Here is a 19215-nt window from a genome sequence, read left to right on the forward strand (position 1 = left end):
TATTAGCCAATTCTGTAAACAGCTATTTGAAAACAACAAAGTAGCTCCAGTCCTTGAAGAACCCATTCAAGAAGATGGCTTACGTCTGGATATTATCTCCAGAGATGGTCACTCAATTTCACGTCGTCAAATTAGTGAAAATGCACTAAAAGTACTTTATCGTCTTAATAAATCTGGCTACAAAGCTTATTTAGTGGGCGGTGGAGTACGTGACATTCTATTAGGTCTTGAACCGAAAGATTTTGACGTCGTCACTAATGCCACCCCAGATGACATTAAAAAGTTATTCCGCAATTGTCGCTTAGTCGGCCGTCGCTTTAGACTGGCGCATATCGTTTTTGGTCGTGATGTCATTGAGGTTGCCACTTTCCGCGGTCACCACAGTGAAAGCAATGATAAAGTATCAAAATCCAACGCTGAAGGCCGTTTGTTACGCGATAACGTCTACGGTGAGATCGATGAAGATGCTGAGCGCCGTGACTTCACCATTAACGCGCTCTACTATGATATTAGTGATTATTCTATTCGCAGCTATGGTGGTGGAATAAACGATCTCAATGCTAGAACGATTAAGCTTATTGGCGACCCAGACACGCGATACCGCGAAGACCCGGTGCGTATGCTTCGTGCTGTTCGTTTTGCGACGAAACTTGATATGCAAATCGATGCCGTGACAGCGGATCCCATCAAAGCCCTTGCTCCATTGCTAGCCGATATTCCTGCTGCGCGCATGTATGAAGAAGTATTGAAACTGTTTTTTGCCGGTAAAGCAGAAGCTAATTACCACATGATGCAACGTTTTGGTTTATTCGCGCCCTTGTTCCCACAAGTCGGTGCATTAATTGAAGAGTCGCCTAAAGGGTATGCCGCTAAAATGCTGCAAGTCGTTATGCGTAATACCGATATCCGTGTTAGCGAAGATAAAACCGTGACTCCGGCATTTTTCTTTGCGGCAATCTTGTGGTATCCCGTTAAGCAACGAGCTGATGATATTGCCATTGAAAGCGGCTTAACTCATTACGATGCATATGTTGCTGCAATGGGTGATGTGCTTGAAAAACAGTGTCTAACAATTAGCTTACCACGCCGATTTAGCACTCCAGCACGCGACATTTGGCAATTGCAGTTACGATTAGAACGCGGTCAAGGCACTCGAGCATTTAAACTACTAGAGCACCCTAAATTCAGAGCAGCTTATGATTTACTGCTACTGCGCGGTGAAGTTGAAATGGGTAATATTGCCAAGATAGCTGAGTGGTGGAAAGCGTTTGTAGAAGCTGATGAAACTGACCGTAGCGACATAGCTAAAAGCATCAAAGGCAGCAATAATCGTAACAGAAATGCACCACAGCGTAAGCGTCGCCGTAAACCAGCAGCCAAGCCAGCAGAAGAATAACAATCATGGCGGTTCAAGTTTATGTTGCCATAGGCGCTAATTTAGCGGAGCCAATACAACAACTCGATGTTGCAGTATTGGCGCTAAAGGCATTGGCAATAAACAACACTTTTACGGTGTCAGCATATTATGGTTCCAAGCCCATGGGTGATGTTATTCAGCCAGATTATGTCAATGCTGTCGCGGGGTTTCAAACCTCACTATTGCCCATTGAGTTACTCGATACCTTACAAGAAATCGAGCAACAACAAGGGCGTGTACGACTTGAACACTGGGGACCTCGTACCTTAGATTTAGATTTGTTACTCTATGGTCAACAACACATCAACGAACCTCGACTTTGTGTGCCTCATTACGGCATGAAGCAACGCAGTTTTGTGTTAGTTCCATTAGCAGACATTGCCCCAGGGCTAACATTGCCTTGTAATACAAGCCTTGAAAGCCTTATTAGTGTGGCAATGCGTGATGAATTACAAAAGCTTATCGATTAAAGTTGATCTTAACAGACAGAAGATTAAGCTCAGCTTTTAGTATTTCAATATTGTTTTAAGAGTCTACTATGTCAAAAGTCACCAGTTCGACCCTAATCAAGTTCAAACAAGAAGGTAAAAAGTTCACCGCATTAACGGCTTATGACGCTAGTTTTGCCGGCGCATTTGACAGTGAAGGTGTTGATGTACTTCTAGTGGGTGATTCACTCGGTATGGTGCTTCAAGGCCATAACGATACCTTACCAGTAACCATTGCCGATATTGCTTACCATACCGCTTGTGTCAAACGTGGTGTTTCGCGCGCATTACTCATCGCAGACATGCCGTTTATGAGCTATAGCACCCCAGAACAGACCATGACTAACGCTGCAATATTAATGCAGGCAGGTGCCAGCATGGTTAAATTAGAAGGCGGACATTGGTTACTTGAAAGCGTAAAAATGTTAACCGAACGTGGTATTCCAGTTTGTGCTCACCTAGGATTAACGCCACAGTCGGTGAACGTTTTTGGCGGATTTAAAGTGCAAGGTCGCGACGCTGATAACGCGCAACGCATTCTAGATGAAGCTAAAGCATTGCAAGCTGCTGGTGCGCAATTATTAGTGGTTGAGTGTATTCCAGCCTCCCTGGCTAAAGCCATTACTGAAGCACTAACCATTCCAGTTATCGGTATCGGCGCTGGAGCTGACACCGATGGCCAAATTCTTGTTATGCACGATGTTTTAGGCATTTCGAGTGGCTACATTCCCCGTTTTTCAAAAAACTATCTCAAACAAACCGGCGAAATCCGTTCGGCTATCAGAGCTTATATTGATGAAGTTGCTAACGGCACATTCCCAGCGGAAGAACATACCTTTAATTAATATAACATCTTGATAATATAAATTTATTATCATTTTTGCTCTGCTATCTACGTTGCATTGACTTACAATAGATCGACAGTTGATGAGTCAATGCACCTTCGTTAGCAACACAAACGGCAAGTTTGATTTGCAGATGCGAAATAAACCCGTTGTTATCGATTACCCTAGCTCTTATTCGGCTTGAGGCTAATCATTAAATCTACATCAATGACTACATTGTTTTTATTAAGGTTCGAACAGAAAATGATAACCACTTCCGCTATCTCAACCATTCGCGAACATGTTAAGACTTGGCGCAGCAAAGGCGAAACGGTTGCTTTTGTGCCTACTATGGGTAACTTACACCAAGGTCACATTACCTTAGTGAATGAAGCTAAAAAGCGCGCAGACCATGTGGTGGTATCTATTTTTGTTAATCCGATGCAATTTAGTGCCAATGAAGACTTAGATGGTTACCCACGCACACTCGCACAAGATAGCGAAAAGCTAATGCTTGCCGGAACAGAACTACTCTTCACTCCAACACCTGAGATTATTTATCCCAAAGGATTGGCACAGCAAACATTTATTGAAGTACCAGAAATTGGTGATGAATTATGCGGTGCAAGCCGCCCAGGTCATTTTCGTGGTGTGGCCACTATAGTTTCCAAACTGTTTAATATTGTTCAACCTGATATCGCCTTATTCGGCCGTAAAGATTTTCAACAATTGATGATTATCAAAACCATGGTTGAAGATTTATCGATGCCAATCGATGTAATTGGAGTGGAAACTATCCGAGAAGCGTCGGGTCTTGCGATGAGCTCTCGTAATGGCTATTTAACCACTGAAGAAAAACACTCAGCAGCAACATTAAAACAAGCATTAGACAGTATTGTTAACGCGATTCAACGCGGTGAAGCAATACAACAAGCTATCTCAATTGCCAAAAAACGACTTATAACAGTTGGTTTTACTCCTGATTATCTCGAAGTGAGAAATGCCAATACATTACGCCAAGTAACGGCAGCTGACAGTGAGCTAGTGGTTATTGGGGCGGCGTATCTCGGCAAAGCGCGCTTGATAGACAACGTGTCATTTTCTCGTCATTCAAGTTAGGCACATAGCACGCTTCGCTAAAAAAACATTATTTTTTGGCTTAACTCAATAAAATAAAAAACAAAGATTTTTTATTTTATTGAGATTTCCATTGTCAAAAAACTGGTTTTATCGATAAAATTGAACCATATTTAAGCGTTAGAATAGTGTTATCGTCGTGATTATAGTTATATAGTTAGCAAAGTATGATTGCCGAGTATTCAATATCCGGTAATGAGTATGGGTAATGTCTTACTTGCGTAGCGTTAAAACATGCTAATCTGTTTAAGTACATAAGCTCATCAAAACACTAGTTAAATAAGTGAGTTGGCAAGATACAGTAAAAAACAATACCTTTAGCCAAAATACGTAACCGGTGATTGCTTACCATTAGCAGCTAGACATGGTTGTCAACTGTGAGGTTGAATGCATCATCGACAAGGCCTAGTGTCGAAAACGTAAACATGTGATATCAAAATCGTAATAGTGATGACAAAAGGATGTGTGGCCGCATGGCAAAAAGACTGTTATTCATCGTACTCGCCATGAGCACTTTTACTGCTCAAGCCAATACTATTTACAAATGCATGATGGATGAAAAAGTCGTTTTCAGCCAAACAGCTTGCCCTCAGGAATATAGCCAACATAAAATTGAATACCAATTGGGTATAACCACTGAGGTTGACTCTGACAAGCGCGAGCTCAAACAAGATCCCTTAGAAGCAATACTCAATAAACAAACCATTTCTAAAGAGAAATTACTGCAGCTACTTGATGGTGAAATTTATCGCTTAAATCAAGAAAACAGCTATTTTGAAATTTTACGGGCTAGCGAAATACAAAAATTGGATCGTAAGCGTTACTGGCAAACTAAACCTAGAGACGACCCAAGTTACGGCCTAGAATTACAAGAAATTACTACACGCTTCAACGGCCTAATTAAAAATAATACTAATGTTATCCAGATATTAACTAAACATAAAATGAAGATATCTGCTGAAACACAACCAGATGAATATATGAGTAACTAACTCAACTCTTCATCTGCGTTGAGATGCCACTACATGTTAATCAGGTTTGAATACCCCGATCATGCTACCACTGGTTTTTTGAGGCACTTTAATATCCGTTTGTTGCTCACGATAATCACAGTCAGTACATTCAACCGTTTCAATTCCATTTTCTTTAAACAATAAAATACTGTCTTTAGCACTGCATTTAGGGCATTTAGCCCCTGCAACAAAACGCTTTTTAATTTTGGTCATGATTTACTCAACTTAGTGTTTACTGAATGAGCGGTTAACTCAATAAGGTCTTTACCTGATTTATACGCCTATTTTGCCATGATTAGCCCACATGAGTCCCGTGATTGTGGGAAATAAATCGTAGATGCGATATTATCTGCACCATTATTCTATTCTTAAGTATCAAGTTGTAATTAATGATCAACATAAGCCAAGCTCAGTTAATTCGCGGCAGTAAAACCTTACTCGATGAAACCTCACTGACGATTTATCCCGGACACAAGGTTGGCCTTGTCGGCGCCAACGGTACAGGTAAATCATCATTGCTTGCCTTGATTTTGGGTCATTTACATCTAGATAAGGGTGAATTTAGTTTCCCCTCAGGCTGGCAAGTTGCCTCTGTTGCGCAGGAAACACCGGCATTAGATGTGTCGGCTCTAGAGTATGTCCTCGACGGTGACACTGAATACCGTGATTTAGAAGCCCAACTAGAGAAAGCCCAAACTGACAATAACGGTAATGCCATTGCGCTTATTCACGGCAAAATTGATGCTATTGGCGGCTATGCCATTAAAGCTCGAGCAGGCGCGCTATTAGCAGGCTTAGGATTTAAGGATGCAGACCAAAGTAACCCGGTAAAAAGCTTCTCTGGTGGTTGGCGTATGCGCCTCAACTTAGCCCAAGCACTATTATGTCGTTCAGACTTATTGTTACTCGATGAGCCAACCAACCACTTAGACTTAGATACCATGTATTGGTTAGAAGGTTGGATAAAATCTTATCAAGGGACACTCATTTTGATCAGTCACGATCGTGACTTTATCGATGGCATTGTTGGTGAAATTGTTCATGTTGAAAATCACAAACTAAATTACTATAAAGGTAATTACTCTTCTTTTGAACGAGTACGCGCCGAACGCATGGCCCAGCAACAAGTCGCCTTTGAGCGTCAACAAAAAGAACGCTCACATATGCAGTCATTTGTTGATCGTTTCCGCTATAAAGCCAGTAAAGCTAAACAAGCACAAAGCCGCTTAAAAGCCCTCGAACGCATGGCCGATTTGTTGCCCTCACAAGTAGACAATCCATTTCAAATGGCCTTTAGAGAACCAGAAGCGCTACCTAACCCATTAGTGGTAATGGAAAATGTCTCTATTGGTTATGAAGATAACACCATCCTGAAACAGGTTGAGTTAAACCTAGTCCCTGGTGCGCGTATTGGTTTGTTAGGTAGAAATGGTGCCGGTAAATCGACGCTGATCAAACTGTTATCAGGGCAATTACAAGCTAAAACGGGTAAATACCAACCTAACCCAGGATTGAATATTGGTTATTTTGCTCAGCATCAAGTTGAATTTTTAACGCTTGATGACTCTCCAATGCAACACTTAGTAAGGCTTGCACCAGCAAGTGTTCGCGAACAAGAATTACGCAACTTTTTAGGCGGGTTTGGCTTTAATGGTGATATGGCCTTATCGCCAGTACGGCCGTTTTCTGGCGGCGAAAAAGCCCGCCTAGTATTAGCATTAGTGGTTTGGCAGCGTCCAAATTTACTATTACTCGATGAACCGACCAACCATTTAGATTTAGAGATGCGTCACGCACTCACCATGGCATTGCAAACCTTTGAGGGTGCAATGGTCATCGTGTCACACGATCGTCACCTATTAAGATTAAGTTGTAGTGATTATTACTTAGTTGACCAAGGTGTTGTAACACCTTTTGATGGCGACTTAGATGACTATCATCAATGGTTGCTCGATGCCGCTAAACTAGCACAAGCCAACAACAAAACAGATGTTGGCACTGGCGGTGATGCAGTTGATAAAAAACAGCAAAAAAGAATGGAAGCTGAATTACGTCAGAAAGTATCGCCGCTGAAAAAACAACAAGTAAAGTTAGAAACTCAACAGCAAAAAATTAATGCCAGATTAGCCGAATTAGAAATTGAGTTAGCCGATGGCAGCTTATACGAAGCCGAGAACAAAGCTAAAATGACCAATGTTCTCAACGAACGGACTACGCTGACTCAAGCTATGGATGAAAGTGAAATGCATTGGTTAGACATTCAAGAGCAGATAGAGCTTTTCGAACAAGATTTTCAATAAACAGTTAGTTTTATTTTATTCAAGCCTTAAGTGGTGTTAACTCACACCACTTAAGGCTGTAAGGGATACTGTATGTCGCGGCCTTCTCACCAGCAAACATTTAGCTATTTAATTTGGCATGATTGCGAACAAAATTACTCAACTAATCCCAATTTTTACATAAACTTACAAGACACTTACCAAGTAAGTGTGAATATTTTATTATTGGCTCAATACCTTGATCAACAGCATTATGTGTTGACGCCACAACTGTGGGAATTATTGACGGGTGTTGTAGATCAATGGGAAGCAAATGTGTTGCAACCTTATCGACGATTACGGCGGATTGCTAAAGCATACTTAGACGGTGAAGAATATCAAAAAATGCTCGATGTTGAGCTCATTATGGAACGTAAATCTCAGTACATGTTATTACACAAATTGAACTTACTGCAGGGGAAAACGTTAGATACTGAACCTGATAATACTGAGTCGAGCAATATACAACACTACCTTAGCTTATTTGGCTTAGATGAAAGCATTATGACTGAGTTGACCACCCAAACAGGCCTTGCTCACTCATAACGCATCATCTGGTTTAGCGACTTGCCGTACGTTGATATACCGCCATGCTACGGCATACCAAGCAGTTCAGCTAGCTAGTTTGAGTCAATTTTTGTGCTAATGCCGTTGCATTTCGAGCCACTAGACCATAAATAGACAACTGCGGATTCGCGCCTAAACTTGTTGGGAATACCGAACCATCCATCACCGATAAATTTTCAAGGTAATGCGAATTACCAAAAGTATCGACCATTGATAGGGTTTTATCTTCACCCATTGCACAACCGCCCATCACATGGGCTGAGGCGACAATGGTTTTTAATAAACCTAAATCGGCATTATTGATAGCCTGCTTTGCTTCACTCCACGAATTAAGAAATGACAAGCCATCATGCATCGGCAACACCTTTTTGGCTCCTGCAGCAAATTGTAATTCGGCCATAGACAAAAATGCCCGACGAGCACCATCCCAAAAACCTTTATCTAAAGGATAATCTAACGCCAAACTCGTATCGGTTAATCTTACCTGACCACCAGGACATTGCTGATTAAAACCATCACGAATAAGCGCAATAGTCACCTGCATTTGGTTAAAGTTAGCCATTAATTGTGCGTGGCTTACACCATAACCAATGGTTTTAGATGCAATCAACACCGGATGTACAGGCGCAACTTCAAGCTTATAACCTAAATCGCCAGTCGCGCCATCACGCCAAACAAATTCATCTGAATAGATAGATTGCGGCGCACCACTGTGACCATTAATTTGTTCTGCAAAAATACCGCCCGATAACAATGACGGATGTAAAAACGTTTTGCCTAATTGCTTATGTGGATCTGGGGTATTAGAACGCATTAATATCGTTGGTGTATGAACTGCACCCGCACTTAAAATATAATGCTTAGCACTAAAAGTAATGTTAACCGATGTCGGCATTAACCCTTCGGTTAATGCCTGCGCCGTTAAACCAACAACTTGATCGCCTTTGTGTTCAAGTTTGATGACCTTGGCGCGAGAAATCAACGTCGCGCCTTTGTCCAAAGCCGCTGGAATAGTAGTCACTAACATAGATTGTTTGGCATTAACGGGACAACCCATGCCACAGTAACCGGTATTCCAGCAACCTTTAACATTACGTTTAATGACGGTGTAATCCCAACCCAGCTTTTCACAACCTTCGCGCAGTGCACCATTGTTTCTATTGGGCTCAAACTGCCACTGCTCAATATTGAGCCGCTGCTCCATCAATTCAAACCAAGGCAGTAAATCTTGCGAGGACAAACCTTTTACCGATTTTTCTTGCTCCCAAAAGGCCAAGGTTTGTTCTGGAGTTCTAATTGAGGTTGTCCAATTGACCGTGGTTGAACCGCCTACCGTTCGACCTTGAAATATACCAATACCTTTATCTGCAGTTTTCATTGCGGCTGCTTGTTGATACAAATTCGGATAAGCGTGGCGCTCTTCCATATCAAAGTGAGTTGATGATTTTAGCGATCCGCCTTCAATCATAATCACTTTTAATCCAGCTTCAGTGAGTATTTCTGCTGCGGTGCCGCCGCCAGCTCCGGTGCCAACAATAACAACATCAGCGTCAAAGTGGCGATCCATTTCTAAGGTACTAGCATCGATATGATGCCAGCCTGAACTTAATCCGGTAATAATAGGATCAATAATGGCCAAGGGAGAGCTCCTTACATGAGGGATTAATGCGCGTTATGCACCAAGAAAGTAGGCTTTACATAACGTAAATTGCCCCAATGTTCCGGACAGGCGTAATAACTTGCCATTATCAATTCACGTAATCCGTTATAAGCGGTCGTTAACATGTCCAAATAGTTGTGGCGCCAAAACTCTAACATGTCAATCAATTGCTTTGGTTCACGCATTAACAACGGTGTCATACTGCCACTGAGCAACAATAAGCCGAAGCGTCCTTCAAGCAACTCCAACAATTCCATTAACTCTTGTTGTTGTTCTACAGGCAAATGGGTAATTGATTGTGAAATCGCATCCAATGTGCGATTTATCGCGATTTCTCTATGGCTTGGAACCTCGGGCAATGCACCGTCTAAGAACACTGGCAGCAACACACTGAACAACACTCGATGATGAATATCATCGGTAGAGGTCGTGATACTAGGTGAATATAAATTAACGCCGAGTGCTATTGCCGCAGTTCCAGCAAAAGCACCAGTAAGAAAGGCACGCCGCTTCATTTACTTCCCCTTGAGTTTATTGTTGTCTCTATTTTTTATGTGGTAGAGTGGCATGAGTAACATTTAAACATACGTTTAAATTTTCACAAACAATTACAGAAATATTCCTTCTATGAAAACCTTGTTCACTCCGCCTTGGTGGGCTGCTAGCCCGCATGTACAAACGATTCTACCATTCATTTTTAAAGTGGCCAGACCAATAACATTTAGGCAACGACAAGAGTTACCCGACGGCGACTTTATCGATTTAGATTGGCTAGGCCAAGCGCAAAATGGCGCGCCTATTTTAGTGATTATCCATGGTCTTGAAGGTAACACAGAATCGCATTATGCACGCAGAATGCTCATCGAAGCAAAAAAAGCCAAAATATCTGCTGTTGTTCATCATCATCGAGGTTGTTCGGGTGAACCTAACCGCTTAGCTCGCAGTTATCATAGCGGCGATGTAAATGACTTAGCCTACACCCTAGAACAACTAAAACACTACTATCCAGACTCGCCATTGTATGCTGTTGGCTACAGTTTAGGCGGTAATGTATTGGCAAAATACCAAGGCAGCAAACAACAACATAGCTTACTCGAACGCGCTGTGGTTGTGTCGGCGCCTCTCACGTTAAGCGCATGTGCAAAACGCTTAGAAAATGGTTTTTCAACTCTGTATCAACGCTTTTTAATTAAACGCTTACAAGATAAAATGCTCGAAAAAATTAACACTGCAGAGTTAACCGAGCAAATGCCGATCACTAAAGAACAGCTCAAAATGCTCAATACCTTTTATTTATTTGACGATAAAGTCACTGCACCTTTGCATGGTTTTATTGACGTTAATGATTATTATCAACAATCTAGCGGCCTAGGCTATTTGCAACATATTACCAAGCCTACATTAGTCATCCACGCCAAAGATGACCCCTTCATGACAGATGAAGTGATCCCAAACCAAGCTCAATTGTCGCCTATGGTTGAATACGAGTTGCATCAGTTTGGTGGACATGTAGGTTTTGTTGAAGGTGGCTGGCCCTGGAAACCGCGCTTTTACCTCGAACGTCGCATCATCGAGTTTATTCTATCTGCAGGTGATAAAGTAACCGAACACGATACCCACGCTTCTTTAGTCAGTCATTAATAGGAAATACACCATGCTTGTGCCTTATGAAGCGTTACTTTCATTACCTCAAGAAGTACTTCAACGTATGATAAAAGAATATCTGTTATCACAACTTGAAGATGGCAGTTTTAGTGACGCAGACGAGCAACAATTAAGTCGTGCAATGGACCAATGTAAGCTAGCACTAAAAAAAGGCGACTTAGTTGTCGAGTATAGTGAGGATGATGAGTCTATCGCCATTAGACAACGCGAGCATATTTCACGTTCATCTTTCGATTAGTTGTAAAACAAAACAATGGTTTTACCACAAAATGATCACATTGTTACCCGCGAAGAATTGACCCACGGGTGATGATTACCGTATAACTAGTGACTCGATTTTTCGCGTCCACAACTTTACCTAGGCAAATAACATGTCAGCAAAACATCCTATTATTGCTGTAACCGGTTCATCTGGTGCTGGCACAACGACAACCACGACGGCCTTCATTCATATTTTTAGACAGCTGGGTATTAATGCTGCATTTGTTGAAGGTGATAGTTTCCATAATTTCACCCGCGCAGAAATGGAAGTGTTAATTCGAAAATCACAGGCTGAAAATCGAAATCTAAGCTATTTTGGCCCCGAAGCCAATAATTTCAAAAAACTCGAAGAGTGTTTTACAAGCTATGGTGATACAGGCAATGGCCAAACCCGCAGCTACTTGCACACCTTCGATGAAGCGGTGCCATTTAACCAAATGCCTGGTACATTCACGCAATGGCGTGATTTGCCAGCCAATACCGATATGTTGTATTACGAAGGGCTACACGGTGGTGTGGTGACGGAAGATGCCGATGTCGCTAAACATGTTGATCTATTGATAGGCATGGTGCCGATTGTCAATTTAGAGTGGATTCAGAAAATTATTCGCGACACAAACGATAGGGGTCATAGTCGTGAAAAAGTAATGGGCTCGATAGTCCGTAGTATGGACGATTACATCAAGCACATGACGCCGCAATTTTCACGGACACACATTAATTTTCAACGAGTGCCGACCGTAGACACCTCAAATCCCTTTAGCGCAAAAGACATACCTAGCCTAGATGAAAGCTTTTTAGTGATTCGCTTTCGCGGCATTAACAATGTTGATTTCCCTTATTACCTCAACATGATCCAAGGCTCATTTATGTCACGCGTTAATACACTGGTTGTTCCCGGTGGAAAAATGTCATTAGCAATGGAATTAATTTTAACGCCATTAGTTAAAGACTTAATGGATAAGCGTATAGAGTTGCAAAACCTTGATGATATCAAACCCGATTAAGTTTGATTTAAGTCAGAACAATTAAGATAGCTGCATCGTGATTTCAAGCGAAATAACGGCAGTTGATGTGCTTGAAGTGCTAATTCCCCCTTTTTGATCTGTTAGTGCATTAAGCACATCAACGAAACCCGAAAAAGTCGATGTTCCAGCACCCACATCAACTTTTATCTCTTCTGATAAACAAGTGAATACACTGACTGATTGATAATAGTAAATGACTCACATTGCTCACTCAGAGCATTACATCAGTGGGATAACTTCTCGATAAGCTTGATTATTCTGATACTGCTTCAAACGTAAAATAAATTCATCGCTGCGCACAATCTCAGGGTTATCTTTCAACGCATCAATCGCTTTTTTCTGGGTATCTATCGCCGCAGTAAAATCACCCTGTTCTGCATACGCGGCCGCAAGATTATCTAATACCGTCGGATCATTCTGATTGTGCTCAAGTAACTTTAACGACATCGATACTGCACGTGAACCATCGCGATATTCCGCTTCAGGGCATGTAGCTAATATCCACGCAATATTGCCCATTGAAACAGCATCTCCCGCAGCACTAAACTGCTCCATTGCTTTGCCACAATTACGCACTACGCCATCACCACCAGCAGAATAAATAAACCCTAAACGAAAATGAGCCCACTTATCCCCCTGTGCAACCATTTGCAAATACCATTTCTCGGCAAGTGCTAAATCCCGCGGAATTAATTTGCCGTCAAAAGCTAGGTCAGCTAATGTTTGTTGCGCCTTAATATTTTGCTGTTGCGCAGCAAGATTAACCCAGCTTAATCCTTGCTTGGTATCTTGAGTAACAAATCGTCCGGAAAGGTTCATTAAGCCCAATAGAAATTGTGCGTCTGCATTACCTTGTTTGGCTTTAATCTGAATATGAACCAGTTTACTCGCCGCTTGAGACTCAATAGAGGGCGGGATAACAAATGCTTTTACAGATGAACTAAGTCCACTTAATAAAACAACACAAACAATAACCCCAATTTGACTCAGTTTTTTCACGCATACCTCGACAACTATTTATGAAGCTGATTAAATAACATTAGCTAACTCATGGATCCAATACAATAGACAAATAACATTGGCAACAATTCAATCGTAGTGATGATTAAGACAAATTCACAAAAAAAGTCGACCGCCATCACAAACGAGATAAATTTAATCTAAAATTTAACAAGTTAATATACACTACGCACACTTCTAAATACGATCTCTATCAAAGTTTTCACCGTTTCAATAGCGTAGAATGCTTAATTAGACATTACTTACTTTCATTTTTAATCAATCGAGGAATATCATATGGCTCTGATTGGTAAGCCAAAACCTGACCCAACATTAGAATGGTTTCTTTCACATTGTCACATTCATAAGTACCCAGCAAAGAGTACTTTAATTCACGCAGGTGAAGAGTCTGATACTTTATATTACATCGTCAAAGGTTCCGTCGCTGTATTGATCAAAGATGAAGAAGGTAAAGAAATGATCCTTTCTTATCTAAATCAAGGCGATTTTATCGGTGAACTAGGGCTGTTTGAAGAGCAATCTGAACGTACTGCATGGGTTCGTGCTAAACAAGCATGTGAAATTGCAGAAATTTCTTATAAGAAATTTAAGCAATTGATTCAGGTAAATCCTGAAATCTTGATGAAACTTTCGGCGCAAATGGCCTATCGTTTACAAAGTACTAGTCAAAAAGTAGGCGACTTAGCCTTCCTTGACGTTGCTGGTCGTATTGCACAAACGCTATTACATCTTGCAAAACAACCCGATGCTATGACACATCCTGACGGCATGCAGATTAAGATAACCCGTCAAGAGATTGGTCAAATTGTTGGTTGTTCACGTGAAACTGTTGGTCGTATTTTAAAAATGCTTGAAGAACAAAACTTGATCCAAGCACACGGTAAAACGATCGTAGTTTACGGTACACGCTAAATGACAAAAGGCTAACGACGAATCAAGCAAAATGTTTATGTTTAATCATATAAGCTTCAGCTTGATTTAAGCCAAGATACTTAAAGTGGTGTTCATACTCTGAACGCCACTTTTTTATTTTGGAGCGCCCATGAATAGCTTGTTCTTTACAGCAATAAGCAGCTTAATGGCCATCACCATTAATCAACAAGATATTCCCGCAAAAGAACTCCCTCTGGATCATGACTACGTCCAAAAATTGGTATCTTCTGGTAATATACGTTCATTAGATGATTACTTAACTTGGCTATCGCAGTATTGTGATGGTCACTTAATCGACGCCCAGCTTTATCAACATCAAGATAAGTGGCGCTATGATTTACAATTTAAGCTAAAACAAGGGCATGTTGTTAATCTGCAATTAGATGCAGCTAACGGTATGCAGGACTCATTGACTCAATTACCGAGCGAATGTACTAAACATGAAACTGTTACTCGTTGAAGATAGCCCATTACTGGTTGCTGAACTTGAAAAACAACTCAAGCAAGCTGGTTATATTACGGATGTTACAGACAAAGCTATTGAAGCCGATTATTTGATGAAAGAAACAGATTATGACTGTGTCATTCTTGATATCGGCTTACCCGATGGCAATGGCTTGTCATTAGTGACTCAATGGCGTGAACGTGGCATCAGTACCCCTGTCATTATGCTAACGGCCCGCAGTCAGTGGCACGAAAAAGTTGAAGGTTTTAATGCTGGTGCTGATGATTACTTAGGCAAACCTTTTCATACTCAAGAGCTCCTCGCCCGCATTCAGGCACTTATCCATCGTGCCCATGGGCGGGTTAATTCGTCGTCGAAGCAACTATGTTATGCCGGGGTTAATTTAGACGAAAATGAACAAAAAGTGACGGTAGGCGAACACGTATACGAACTGACGTCGATGGAATTTAGGTTATTGAAAATTTTCTTAATGTCACCAAAGAAGCTTCTTTCGAAACAGCAGCTTACAGACAAGCTTTATCAATTTGATGATGAAAAAGAAAGTAATGTCGTAGAAGTTTACGTAACACACTTACGTAAAAAACTCGGTAAAACCGCTATCGAAACCCGCCGTGGTCAGGGTTATATCTTCCATGGCATTATTGAATGATTTCAATTCGGTTTAAATTAAGCTTATGGCTCAGTGGCTTAATCATTATTGCCACGCTCATAGGTTTATTTTTATTTGAGTCGATGTTGCGAGATGCCTTTCATGACTCCATTATTAATCGTCTTGAAGAAGATTTAGAACACATCATTATCGCCACCAGACTCGATGATGGTGAGATAGTTATCGACCAAAGCCAACTATCCAGTTTTTATAAACCTGCCTATTCAGGGCGTTATTTCCAATTAAATTTGCCCGACCGTACAATTCGCTCCCGTTCACTGTGGGATGCGGAATTACAGATTGAACAGTTACAAGCGCAGCAGAAAAGAGTTTGGCAGGCTAAAGGGCCAAAAAACAATGATATGCAGCTGTTATCTATCGGCATCGGTGCGCCAAACAGCCACAACACAGCAACCTTGACTGTCGCCCAAGATCTCAGTATTGGACGGCGTGTTTTTAGCGAAGTATTTGGCACTAAACTGGCAATTAATATCGGCATGTTATTAGCGATGATTGCCGGTATTTTTATCATTTTACGCCAATCATTTAAACCGGTGAATCAAATCCAAGGGGCGCTGGCTAAATTGCGCGAAGGGGAAATAGCCTCGTTAGCAATTTCACAAATTCCAGCAGAGATCCGCCCGTTAGCCGAAACCTATAATGAGTTATTAGACTACACAGCCAAACAGATTGAGCGTAGTCGCAATAACTTGGGTAATTTAAGCCATGGCTTAAAAACCCCATTAGCGGTCATGCAGCAACAAGTTGAAGCGCTCGGGCTCACCCATCCGGATGCCGCTATAGCCATGCAGCAGCAATTAGATTTAGTTCATAAAATGATTGAACGTAAATTGGCTGCAGCGAGGATAACCGGAGACATGCTACCCGCAGCACAACTGGCGGTACCAAAAGATTTTGATAGTTTAATCCAAACGTTACATAAAGTGCATCATCAGCGGAGTATTGATGGCAGCATTGTTAACCCACAACATATTAGTCGTATTCCAATACACCGCGAAGATGGTATGGAGCTGTTTGGCAACCTGCTCGATAATGCCTTTAAATGGGCGAATTCACAGGTTAATGTCAGCGTCGAAGAATTACCTTCGGGAGAGATATTAATTCAGATCGAGGACGATGGTCGAGGCGTAAAGCAAGAGCAAATTGCATTATTAACCTCTCGTGGCACACGACTAGATGAAGCCACTATTGGCCACGGATTGGGCTTATCGATTGTCAAAGAGATATGCGACCAATATGGTTTTGTATTGCAATTTAGTCGTAGTAAGGCATTACAAGGACTTAATGTCAGTATTTTGATGAGCAACTAAGCCTCAGTATATTGATGAGCAACTAAGCTTTTTTGCCTAAAATAACCAATAAAAAAGACCTAATTGATCACTCAATTAGGTCTTTTTTTGTCCATGCATAAACGTTACATCATTGCATTGGTACTTTCGAAAATCTTGTCAGCTGATGCCGCAACAAAGCCAGTATAAAGCTGACCATTATCCATTGGATAACGGCGGGCAAATTCATAGAAACAACTTGGAATTTCCACATCGCCATCAGTAAAGTTAACCACCACTTTATCCGCCATGGTAGAAGATTGCTCTAACAAGACTTCTGGCGATCCTTTAATTTCACCGCCAGAGCTATTTAACACAAACCCAGCCAGCTTTAAGGCTTGGTTTACATCTTCAATACGCTCAAACTCAGGCAGATCGTTAATGGAAACCGTAAAGTGATTGGCACGATATCCCAATGCAGCAACCCAAGCAGCATATTCGCTTTCAGCAAGTAAGGCTTGGTATGTTGCTTTATCTACATCCCAATGACGACCAGAATAAATAAAATTATCTGCAGTGGTTGCCGTTTCATCAACCTGATCGATTAAACCATGGATGCTCTTTTGCAACTCAGGGCTAAATTCTTCTACTAATAGCTCAGAAATAAATACCTTCGGCTGCTTTGGATCCGGATGTTCAAAGTGCTTGGCAATCAGTTTTTTCTGCACAAACTGATAATCGCCACTGTCGACATAACCGATAGAGGTAAAGTGTTTAGCCAATACGCTTAAATTTACTTTAGCGATATTAAAAGTACGCAAAGCGATATGGTCATTGATGATTGGCGCGCCATGGCCTAATAGCTGATGAATTTTCGCCGCTGAAGGCGTCATCTTAATGTAGTCTTGCCATAAGGCAGCAAATAAAGCATTAACGTCAGTATGCATGGTTAAATCCTTCTAAAATAAGGCTGGTGAACAAAGTCACCAGCACGGATCATGCGATGAATTTATCAGTTAAATTGATAAACCAGGGCTTAAAGTAGCAGGTAAGCTTACTGAATCGGCTTCCATTGAAGCGACAGGGTAAGCACAGTAATCAGCAGCATAAAATGCACTTGCACGATGATTACCTGATGCGCCAACGCCACCAAACGGTGCTGCACCTGATGCGCCTGTAATCTGCTTATTCCAATTAACAATCCCAGCACGAATGCGCGCTAAAAAGTAATCGTAATCTTCACGACTATCGGCTAATAAACCGGCAGATAAACCATAACGAGTCGCATTGGCCAAATGAATCGCTTGGTCAAAATCGCTGTAACGCACTAATTGCAATAATGGACCAAAGTATTCTTCATCAGGTAACTCAGCGACTTTAGTGACATCTATTAAGCCTGGAGTGACTAAACCAGTACCAGCTTCAACTTGCACTAACTCAACTAATGAAACACCACCTAATGACTGAAGTGTCGCCTGTGCGGCAACCATGCCACGTGCAGCGGTTTCAGAAATCATCGAGCCCATAAAAGGTTGTGGTTGAACGTTCCAAGCACCCACTTTAATTTGTTTAATAGCCTTTACTAGCTCTGCGATTAACGCATCACCTTGTGCGCCCTCTTCAATATATAAACGACGGGCACAGGTACAACGTTGGCCAGACGAAATATAAGCAGACTGAATAATGTCATGTACCGCAGCTTTGGTATCGGTAACACCTTTAACGATAAGCGGATTATTACCGCCCATTTCTAAGGCTAAAATCTTACCAGGCAGGCCAGCATATTGTTCATGTAAAATATGTCCAGTACGTGAACTACCAGTAAAGAATAAACCGTCAATTTGTGGATGTGATGCTAATGCTTTACCGGTTTCAACTTCACCCTGCACTAAGTTAACCACACCTTGTGGTAAACCGGCTTTGTCCCAACACTTCAGCATTAGCTCGGCCACTTTAGGCGTTAATTCTGATGGCTTAAACACCACGGTGTTACCGGCTAATAATGCTGGCACTATGTGACCGTTTGGCAAATGCCCAGGAAAATTATAAGGGCCAAATACCGCTACCACACCATGAGGTTTGTGACGTAATACGGCACGTCCTGCTGGTAAATCATTGGTTTCAGTACCTGTACGTTTGTCATGAGCTTTTGCTGACAATGCGATCTTGCCAATCATAGCGCCCACTTCAGTAGCCGTTTCCCACTGTGGCTTACCGGTTTCTTGAGCGATGGTTTCTGCGATCTCGGCTTTATTGGCTTCTAACTGTGCACGATACGCTTCTACTATCGCTAAGCGAGCTTCATACCCCAGCATAAACCAATCAAACTGCGCCGCACGAGCGGCATCTACAGCGGCATTAACTTGAGTAGCAGTAGCCGTGTTACCTTGCCAAATTACGTCACCGTTGGCAGGGTTTTTTGAATTAATCTCATGACCTTCGCCAGCTAACCACTGACCTTGAATATATTGTGTCATTTC

Annotated in this window: 20 protein-coding genes; 14 read left to right on the top strand and 6 right to left on the bottom strand. The window is 41.7% G+C overall.

All coding sequences use genetic code 11. From position 1 onward, the window contains the following. Nucleotides 1-94: 94 nt before the first annotated feature. The 5 genes from pcnB (at nt 95) to AAEY99_RS05900 (ending at nt 4858) form a co-directional block, all read left to right on the top strand. Nucleotides 95-1396 carry a polynucleotide adenylyltransferase PcnB gene (pcnB, locus tag AAEY99_RS05880; protein ID WP_162024398.1) on the top strand — a complete coding sequence of 434 codons (1302 nt, stop codon included), beginning with the start codon at nt 95-97 and terminating at the stop codon, nt 1394-1396. 5 nt (nt 1397-1401) lie between these two features. Then, entirely contained in the window at nt 1402-1887 is a 486-nt protein-coding gene (folK, locus tag AAEY99_RS05885; protein ID WP_351009630.1) for a 2-amino-4-hydroxy-6-hydroxymethyldihydropteridine diphosphokinase, read from the top strand. Between the two features lie 68 nt (nt 1888-1955). After that, nucleotides 1956-2750: a 3-methyl-2-oxobutanoate hydroxymethyltransferase gene (gene panB / locus AAEY99_RS05890; protein ID WP_101085264.1), complete on the top strand. Its 795-nt coding sequence runs from the start codon at nt 1956-1958 to the stop codon at nt 2748-2750. A 243-nt stretch (nt 2751-2993) separates the two neighbouring features. After that, nucleotides 2994-3848, top strand: a complete 855-nt coding sequence (panC, locus tag AAEY99_RS05895) for a pantoate--beta-alanine ligase (RefSeq protein WP_350979023.1) — start codon at nt 2994-2996, stop codon at nt 3846-3848. Nucleotides 3849-4339: 491 nt separating this feature from the next. After that, nucleotides 4340-4858, top strand: coding sequence for a hypothetical protein (locus tag AAEY99_RS05900; protein ID WP_101085262.1), 519 nt, complete (start codon nt 4340-4342; stop codon nt 4856-4858). Nucleotides 4859-4894: 36 nt separating this feature from the next. Here the strand turns inward: AAEY99_RS05900 and AAEY99_RS05905 are convergent, their stop codons facing one another. After that, on the bottom strand, nt 4895-5092 hold the full coding sequence (locus AAEY99_RS05905) for a YheV family putative zinc ribbon protein (protein WP_162023862.1): 198 nt from the start codon (nt 5090-5092) through the stop codon (nt 4895-4897). A gap of 176 nt (nt 5093-5268) precedes the next feature. Between AAEY99_RS05905 and AAEY99_RS05910 the strand changes: the two genes are divergently transcribed. Further along, nucleotides 5269-7179, top strand: coding sequence for an ABC transporter ATP-binding protein (locus AAEY99_RS05910; protein ID WP_101085260.1), 1911 nt, complete (start codon nt 5269-5271; stop codon nt 7177-7179). A 72-nt stretch (nt 7180-7251) separates the two neighbouring features. Further along, nucleotides 7252-7743: a DUF2390 domain-containing protein gene (locus tag AAEY99_RS05915; protein WP_351009632.1), complete on the top strand. Its 492-nt coding sequence runs from the start codon at nt 7252-7254 to the stop codon at nt 7741-7743. A 70-nt stretch (nt 7744-7813) separates the two neighbouring features. Here the strand turns inward: AAEY99_RS05915 and AAEY99_RS05920 are convergent, their stop codons facing one another. Beyond that, nucleotides 7814-9403, bottom strand: coding sequence for a GMC family oxidoreductase (locus AAEY99_RS05920; RefSeq protein ID WP_351009635.1), 1590 nt, complete (start codon nt 9401-9403; stop codon nt 7814-7816). Nucleotides 9404-9426: 23 nt separating this feature from the next. Then, complete coding sequence (locus tag AAEY99_RS05925; RefSeq protein WP_101085257.1) at nt 9427-9939, bottom strand: TAT leader-containing periplasmic protein; 513 nt, start codon at nt 9937-9939, stop codon at nt 9427-9429. Nucleotides 9940-10051: 112 nt separating this feature from the next. Between AAEY99_RS05925 and AAEY99_RS05930 the strand changes: the two genes are divergently transcribed. The 3 genes from AAEY99_RS05930 (at nt 10052) to AAEY99_RS05940 (ending at nt 12357) form a co-directional block, all read left to right on the top strand. After that, a complete protein-coding gene (locus AAEY99_RS05930) occupies nt 10052-11065 on the top strand; it encodes a hydrolase (protein WP_351009636.1) in 1014 nt (337 codons plus the stop codon). Between the two features lie 13 nt (nt 11066-11078). Continuing rightward, nucleotides 11079-11327, top strand: a complete 249-nt coding sequence (locus AAEY99_RS05935; protein WP_101085255.1) for a YheU family protein — start codon at nt 11079-11081, stop codon at nt 11325-11327. Nucleotides 11328-11460: 133 nt separating this feature from the next. Further along, nucleotides 11461-12357, top strand: a complete 897-nt coding sequence (locus tag AAEY99_RS05940) for a phosphoribulokinase (protein ID WP_059744602.1) — start codon at nt 11461-11463, stop codon at nt 12355-12357. Nucleotides 12358-12597: 240 nt separating this feature from the next. Here AAEY99_RS05940 and AAEY99_RS05945 read toward each other — a convergent pair whose 3' ends face one another. Further along, nucleotides 12598-13377: a tetratricopeptide repeat protein gene (locus AAEY99_RS05945; protein ID WP_162023866.1), complete on the bottom strand. Its 780-nt coding sequence runs from the start codon at nt 13375-13377 to the stop codon at nt 12598-12600. Between the two features lie 297 nt (nt 13378-13674). Here AAEY99_RS05945 and crp point away from each other — a divergent pair, with 297 nt between their 5' ends. The 4 genes from crp to AAEY99_RS05965 all read left to right on the top strand — a co-directional run bounded on the left by crp (nt 13675) and on the right by AAEY99_RS05965 (nt 16777). Continuing rightward, nucleotides 13675-14310: a cAMP-activated global transcriptional regulator CRP gene (gene crp / locus AAEY99_RS05950; RefSeq protein WP_101085253.1), complete on the top strand. Its 636-nt coding sequence runs from the start codon at nt 13675-13677 to the stop codon at nt 14308-14310. 130 nt (nt 14311-14440) lie between these two features. Then, nucleotides 14441-14791: a PepSY domain-containing protein gene (locus AAEY99_RS05955; protein WP_242445083.1), complete on the top strand. Its 351-nt coding sequence runs from the start codon at nt 14441-14443 to the stop codon at nt 14789-14791. After that, on the top strand, nt 14772-15446 hold the full coding sequence (locus AAEY99_RS05960) for a response regulator transcription factor (RefSeq protein ID WP_351009639.1): 675 nt from the start codon (nt 14772-14774) through the stop codon (nt 15444-15446). Before AAEY99_RS05955 ends, AAEY99_RS05960 begins: the two co-directional genes overlap by 20 nt. Next, the gene (locus AAEY99_RS05965; protein ID WP_182743171.1) at nt 15443-16777 is read left to right on the top strand and encodes an ATP-binding protein; all 1335 of its coding nucleotides are present in this window, start codon (nt 15443-15445) and stop codon (nt 16775-16777) included. The genes AAEY99_RS05960 and AAEY99_RS05965 overlap by 4 nt, the downstream gene beginning before the upstream one ends. Nucleotides 16778-16881: 104 nt before the next feature. Here the strand turns inward: AAEY99_RS05965 and AAEY99_RS05970 are convergent, their stop codons facing one another. Together AAEY99_RS05970 and astD are read right to left on the bottom strand one after the other, a co-directional pair. Further along, nucleotides 16882-17682, bottom strand: coding sequence for a DUF1338 domain-containing protein (locus AAEY99_RS05970; protein WP_162023868.1), 801 nt, complete (start codon nt 17680-17682; stop codon nt 16882-16884). A gap of 69 nt (nt 17683-17751) precedes the next feature. Continuing rightward, nucleotides 17752-19212, bottom strand: coding sequence for a succinylglutamate-semialdehyde dehydrogenase (gene astD, locus AAEY99_RS05975; protein WP_182743169.1), 1461 nt, complete (start codon nt 19210-19212; stop codon nt 17752-17754). Nucleotides 19213-19215 lie beyond the last annotated feature (3 nt).

Origin of the sequence: Shewanella sp. S1-58-MNA-CIBAN-0166, assembly GCF_040310085.1 — a bacterium.
Classification (GTDB): domain Bacteria; phylum Pseudomonadota; class Gammaproteobacteria; order Enterobacterales; family Shewanellaceae; genus Shewanella.

Excerpts from the sequence above, each read along its gene's own strand:
- folK (WP_351009630.1), top strand. The coding sequence starts at position 1,402 with ATGGCGGTTCAAGTTTATGTTGCCATAGGCGCTAATTTAGCGGAGCCA.
- panB (WP_101085264.1), top strand. The coding sequence starts at position 1,956 with ATGTCAAAAGTCACCAGTTCGACCCTAATCAAGTTCAAACAAGAAGGT.
- panC (WP_350979023.1), top strand. The coding sequence starts at position 2,994 with ATGATAACCACTTCCGCTATCTCAACCATTCGCGAACATGTTAAGACT.
- AAEY99_RS05900 (WP_101085262.1), top strand. The coding sequence starts at position 4,340 with ATGGCAAAAAGACTGTTATTCATCGTACTCGCCATGAGCACTTTTACT.
- AAEY99_RS05905 (WP_162023862.1), bottom strand. The coding sequence starts at position 5,092 with ATGACCAAAATTAAAAAGCGTTTTGTTGCAGGGGCTAAATGCCCTAAA.
- AAEY99_RS05910 (WP_101085260.1), top strand. The coding sequence starts at position 5,269 with ATGATCAACATAAGCCAAGCTCAGTTAATTCGCGGCAGTAAAACCTTA.
- AAEY99_RS05915 (WP_351009632.1), top strand. The coding sequence starts at position 7,252 with ATGTCGCGGCCTTCTCACCAGCAAACATTTAGCTATTTAATTTGGCAT.
- AAEY99_RS05925 (WP_101085257.1), bottom strand. The coding sequence starts at position 9,939 with ATGAAGCGGCGTGCCTTTCTTACTGGTGCTTTTGCTGGAACTGCGGCA.
- AAEY99_RS05930 (WP_351009636.1), top strand. The coding sequence starts at position 10,052 with ATGAAAACCTTGTTCACTCCGCCTTGGTGGGCTGCTAGCCCGCATGTA.
- AAEY99_RS05935 (WP_101085255.1), top strand. The coding sequence starts at position 11,079 with ATGCTTGTGCCTTATGAAGCGTTACTTTCATTACCTCAAGAAGTACTT.
- AAEY99_RS05940 (WP_059744602.1), top strand. The coding sequence starts at position 11,461 with ATGTCAGCAAAACATCCTATTATTGCTGTAACCGGTTCATCTGGTGCT.
- crp (WP_101085253.1), top strand. The coding sequence starts at position 13,675 with ATGGCTCTGATTGGTAAGCCAAAACCTGACCCAACATTAGAATGGTTT.
- AAEY99_RS05955 (WP_242445083.1), top strand. The coding sequence starts at position 14,441 with ATGAATAGCTTGTTCTTTACAGCAATAAGCAGCTTAATGGCCATCACC.
- AAEY99_RS05960 (WP_351009639.1), top strand. The coding sequence starts at position 14,772 with ATGAAACTGTTACTCGTTGAAGATAGCCCATTACTGGTTGCTGAACTT.
- AAEY99_RS05965 (WP_182743171.1), top strand. The coding sequence starts at position 15,443 with ATGATTTCAATTCGGTTTAAATTAAGCTTATGGCTCAGTGGCTTAATC.
- AAEY99_RS05970 (WP_162023868.1), bottom strand. The coding sequence starts at position 17,682 with ATGCATACTGACGTTAATGCTTTATTTGCTGCCTTATGGCAAGACTAC.
- astD (WP_182743169.1), bottom strand. The coding sequence starts at position 19,212 with ATGACACAATATATTCAAGGTCAGTGGTTAGCTGGCGAAGGTCATGAG.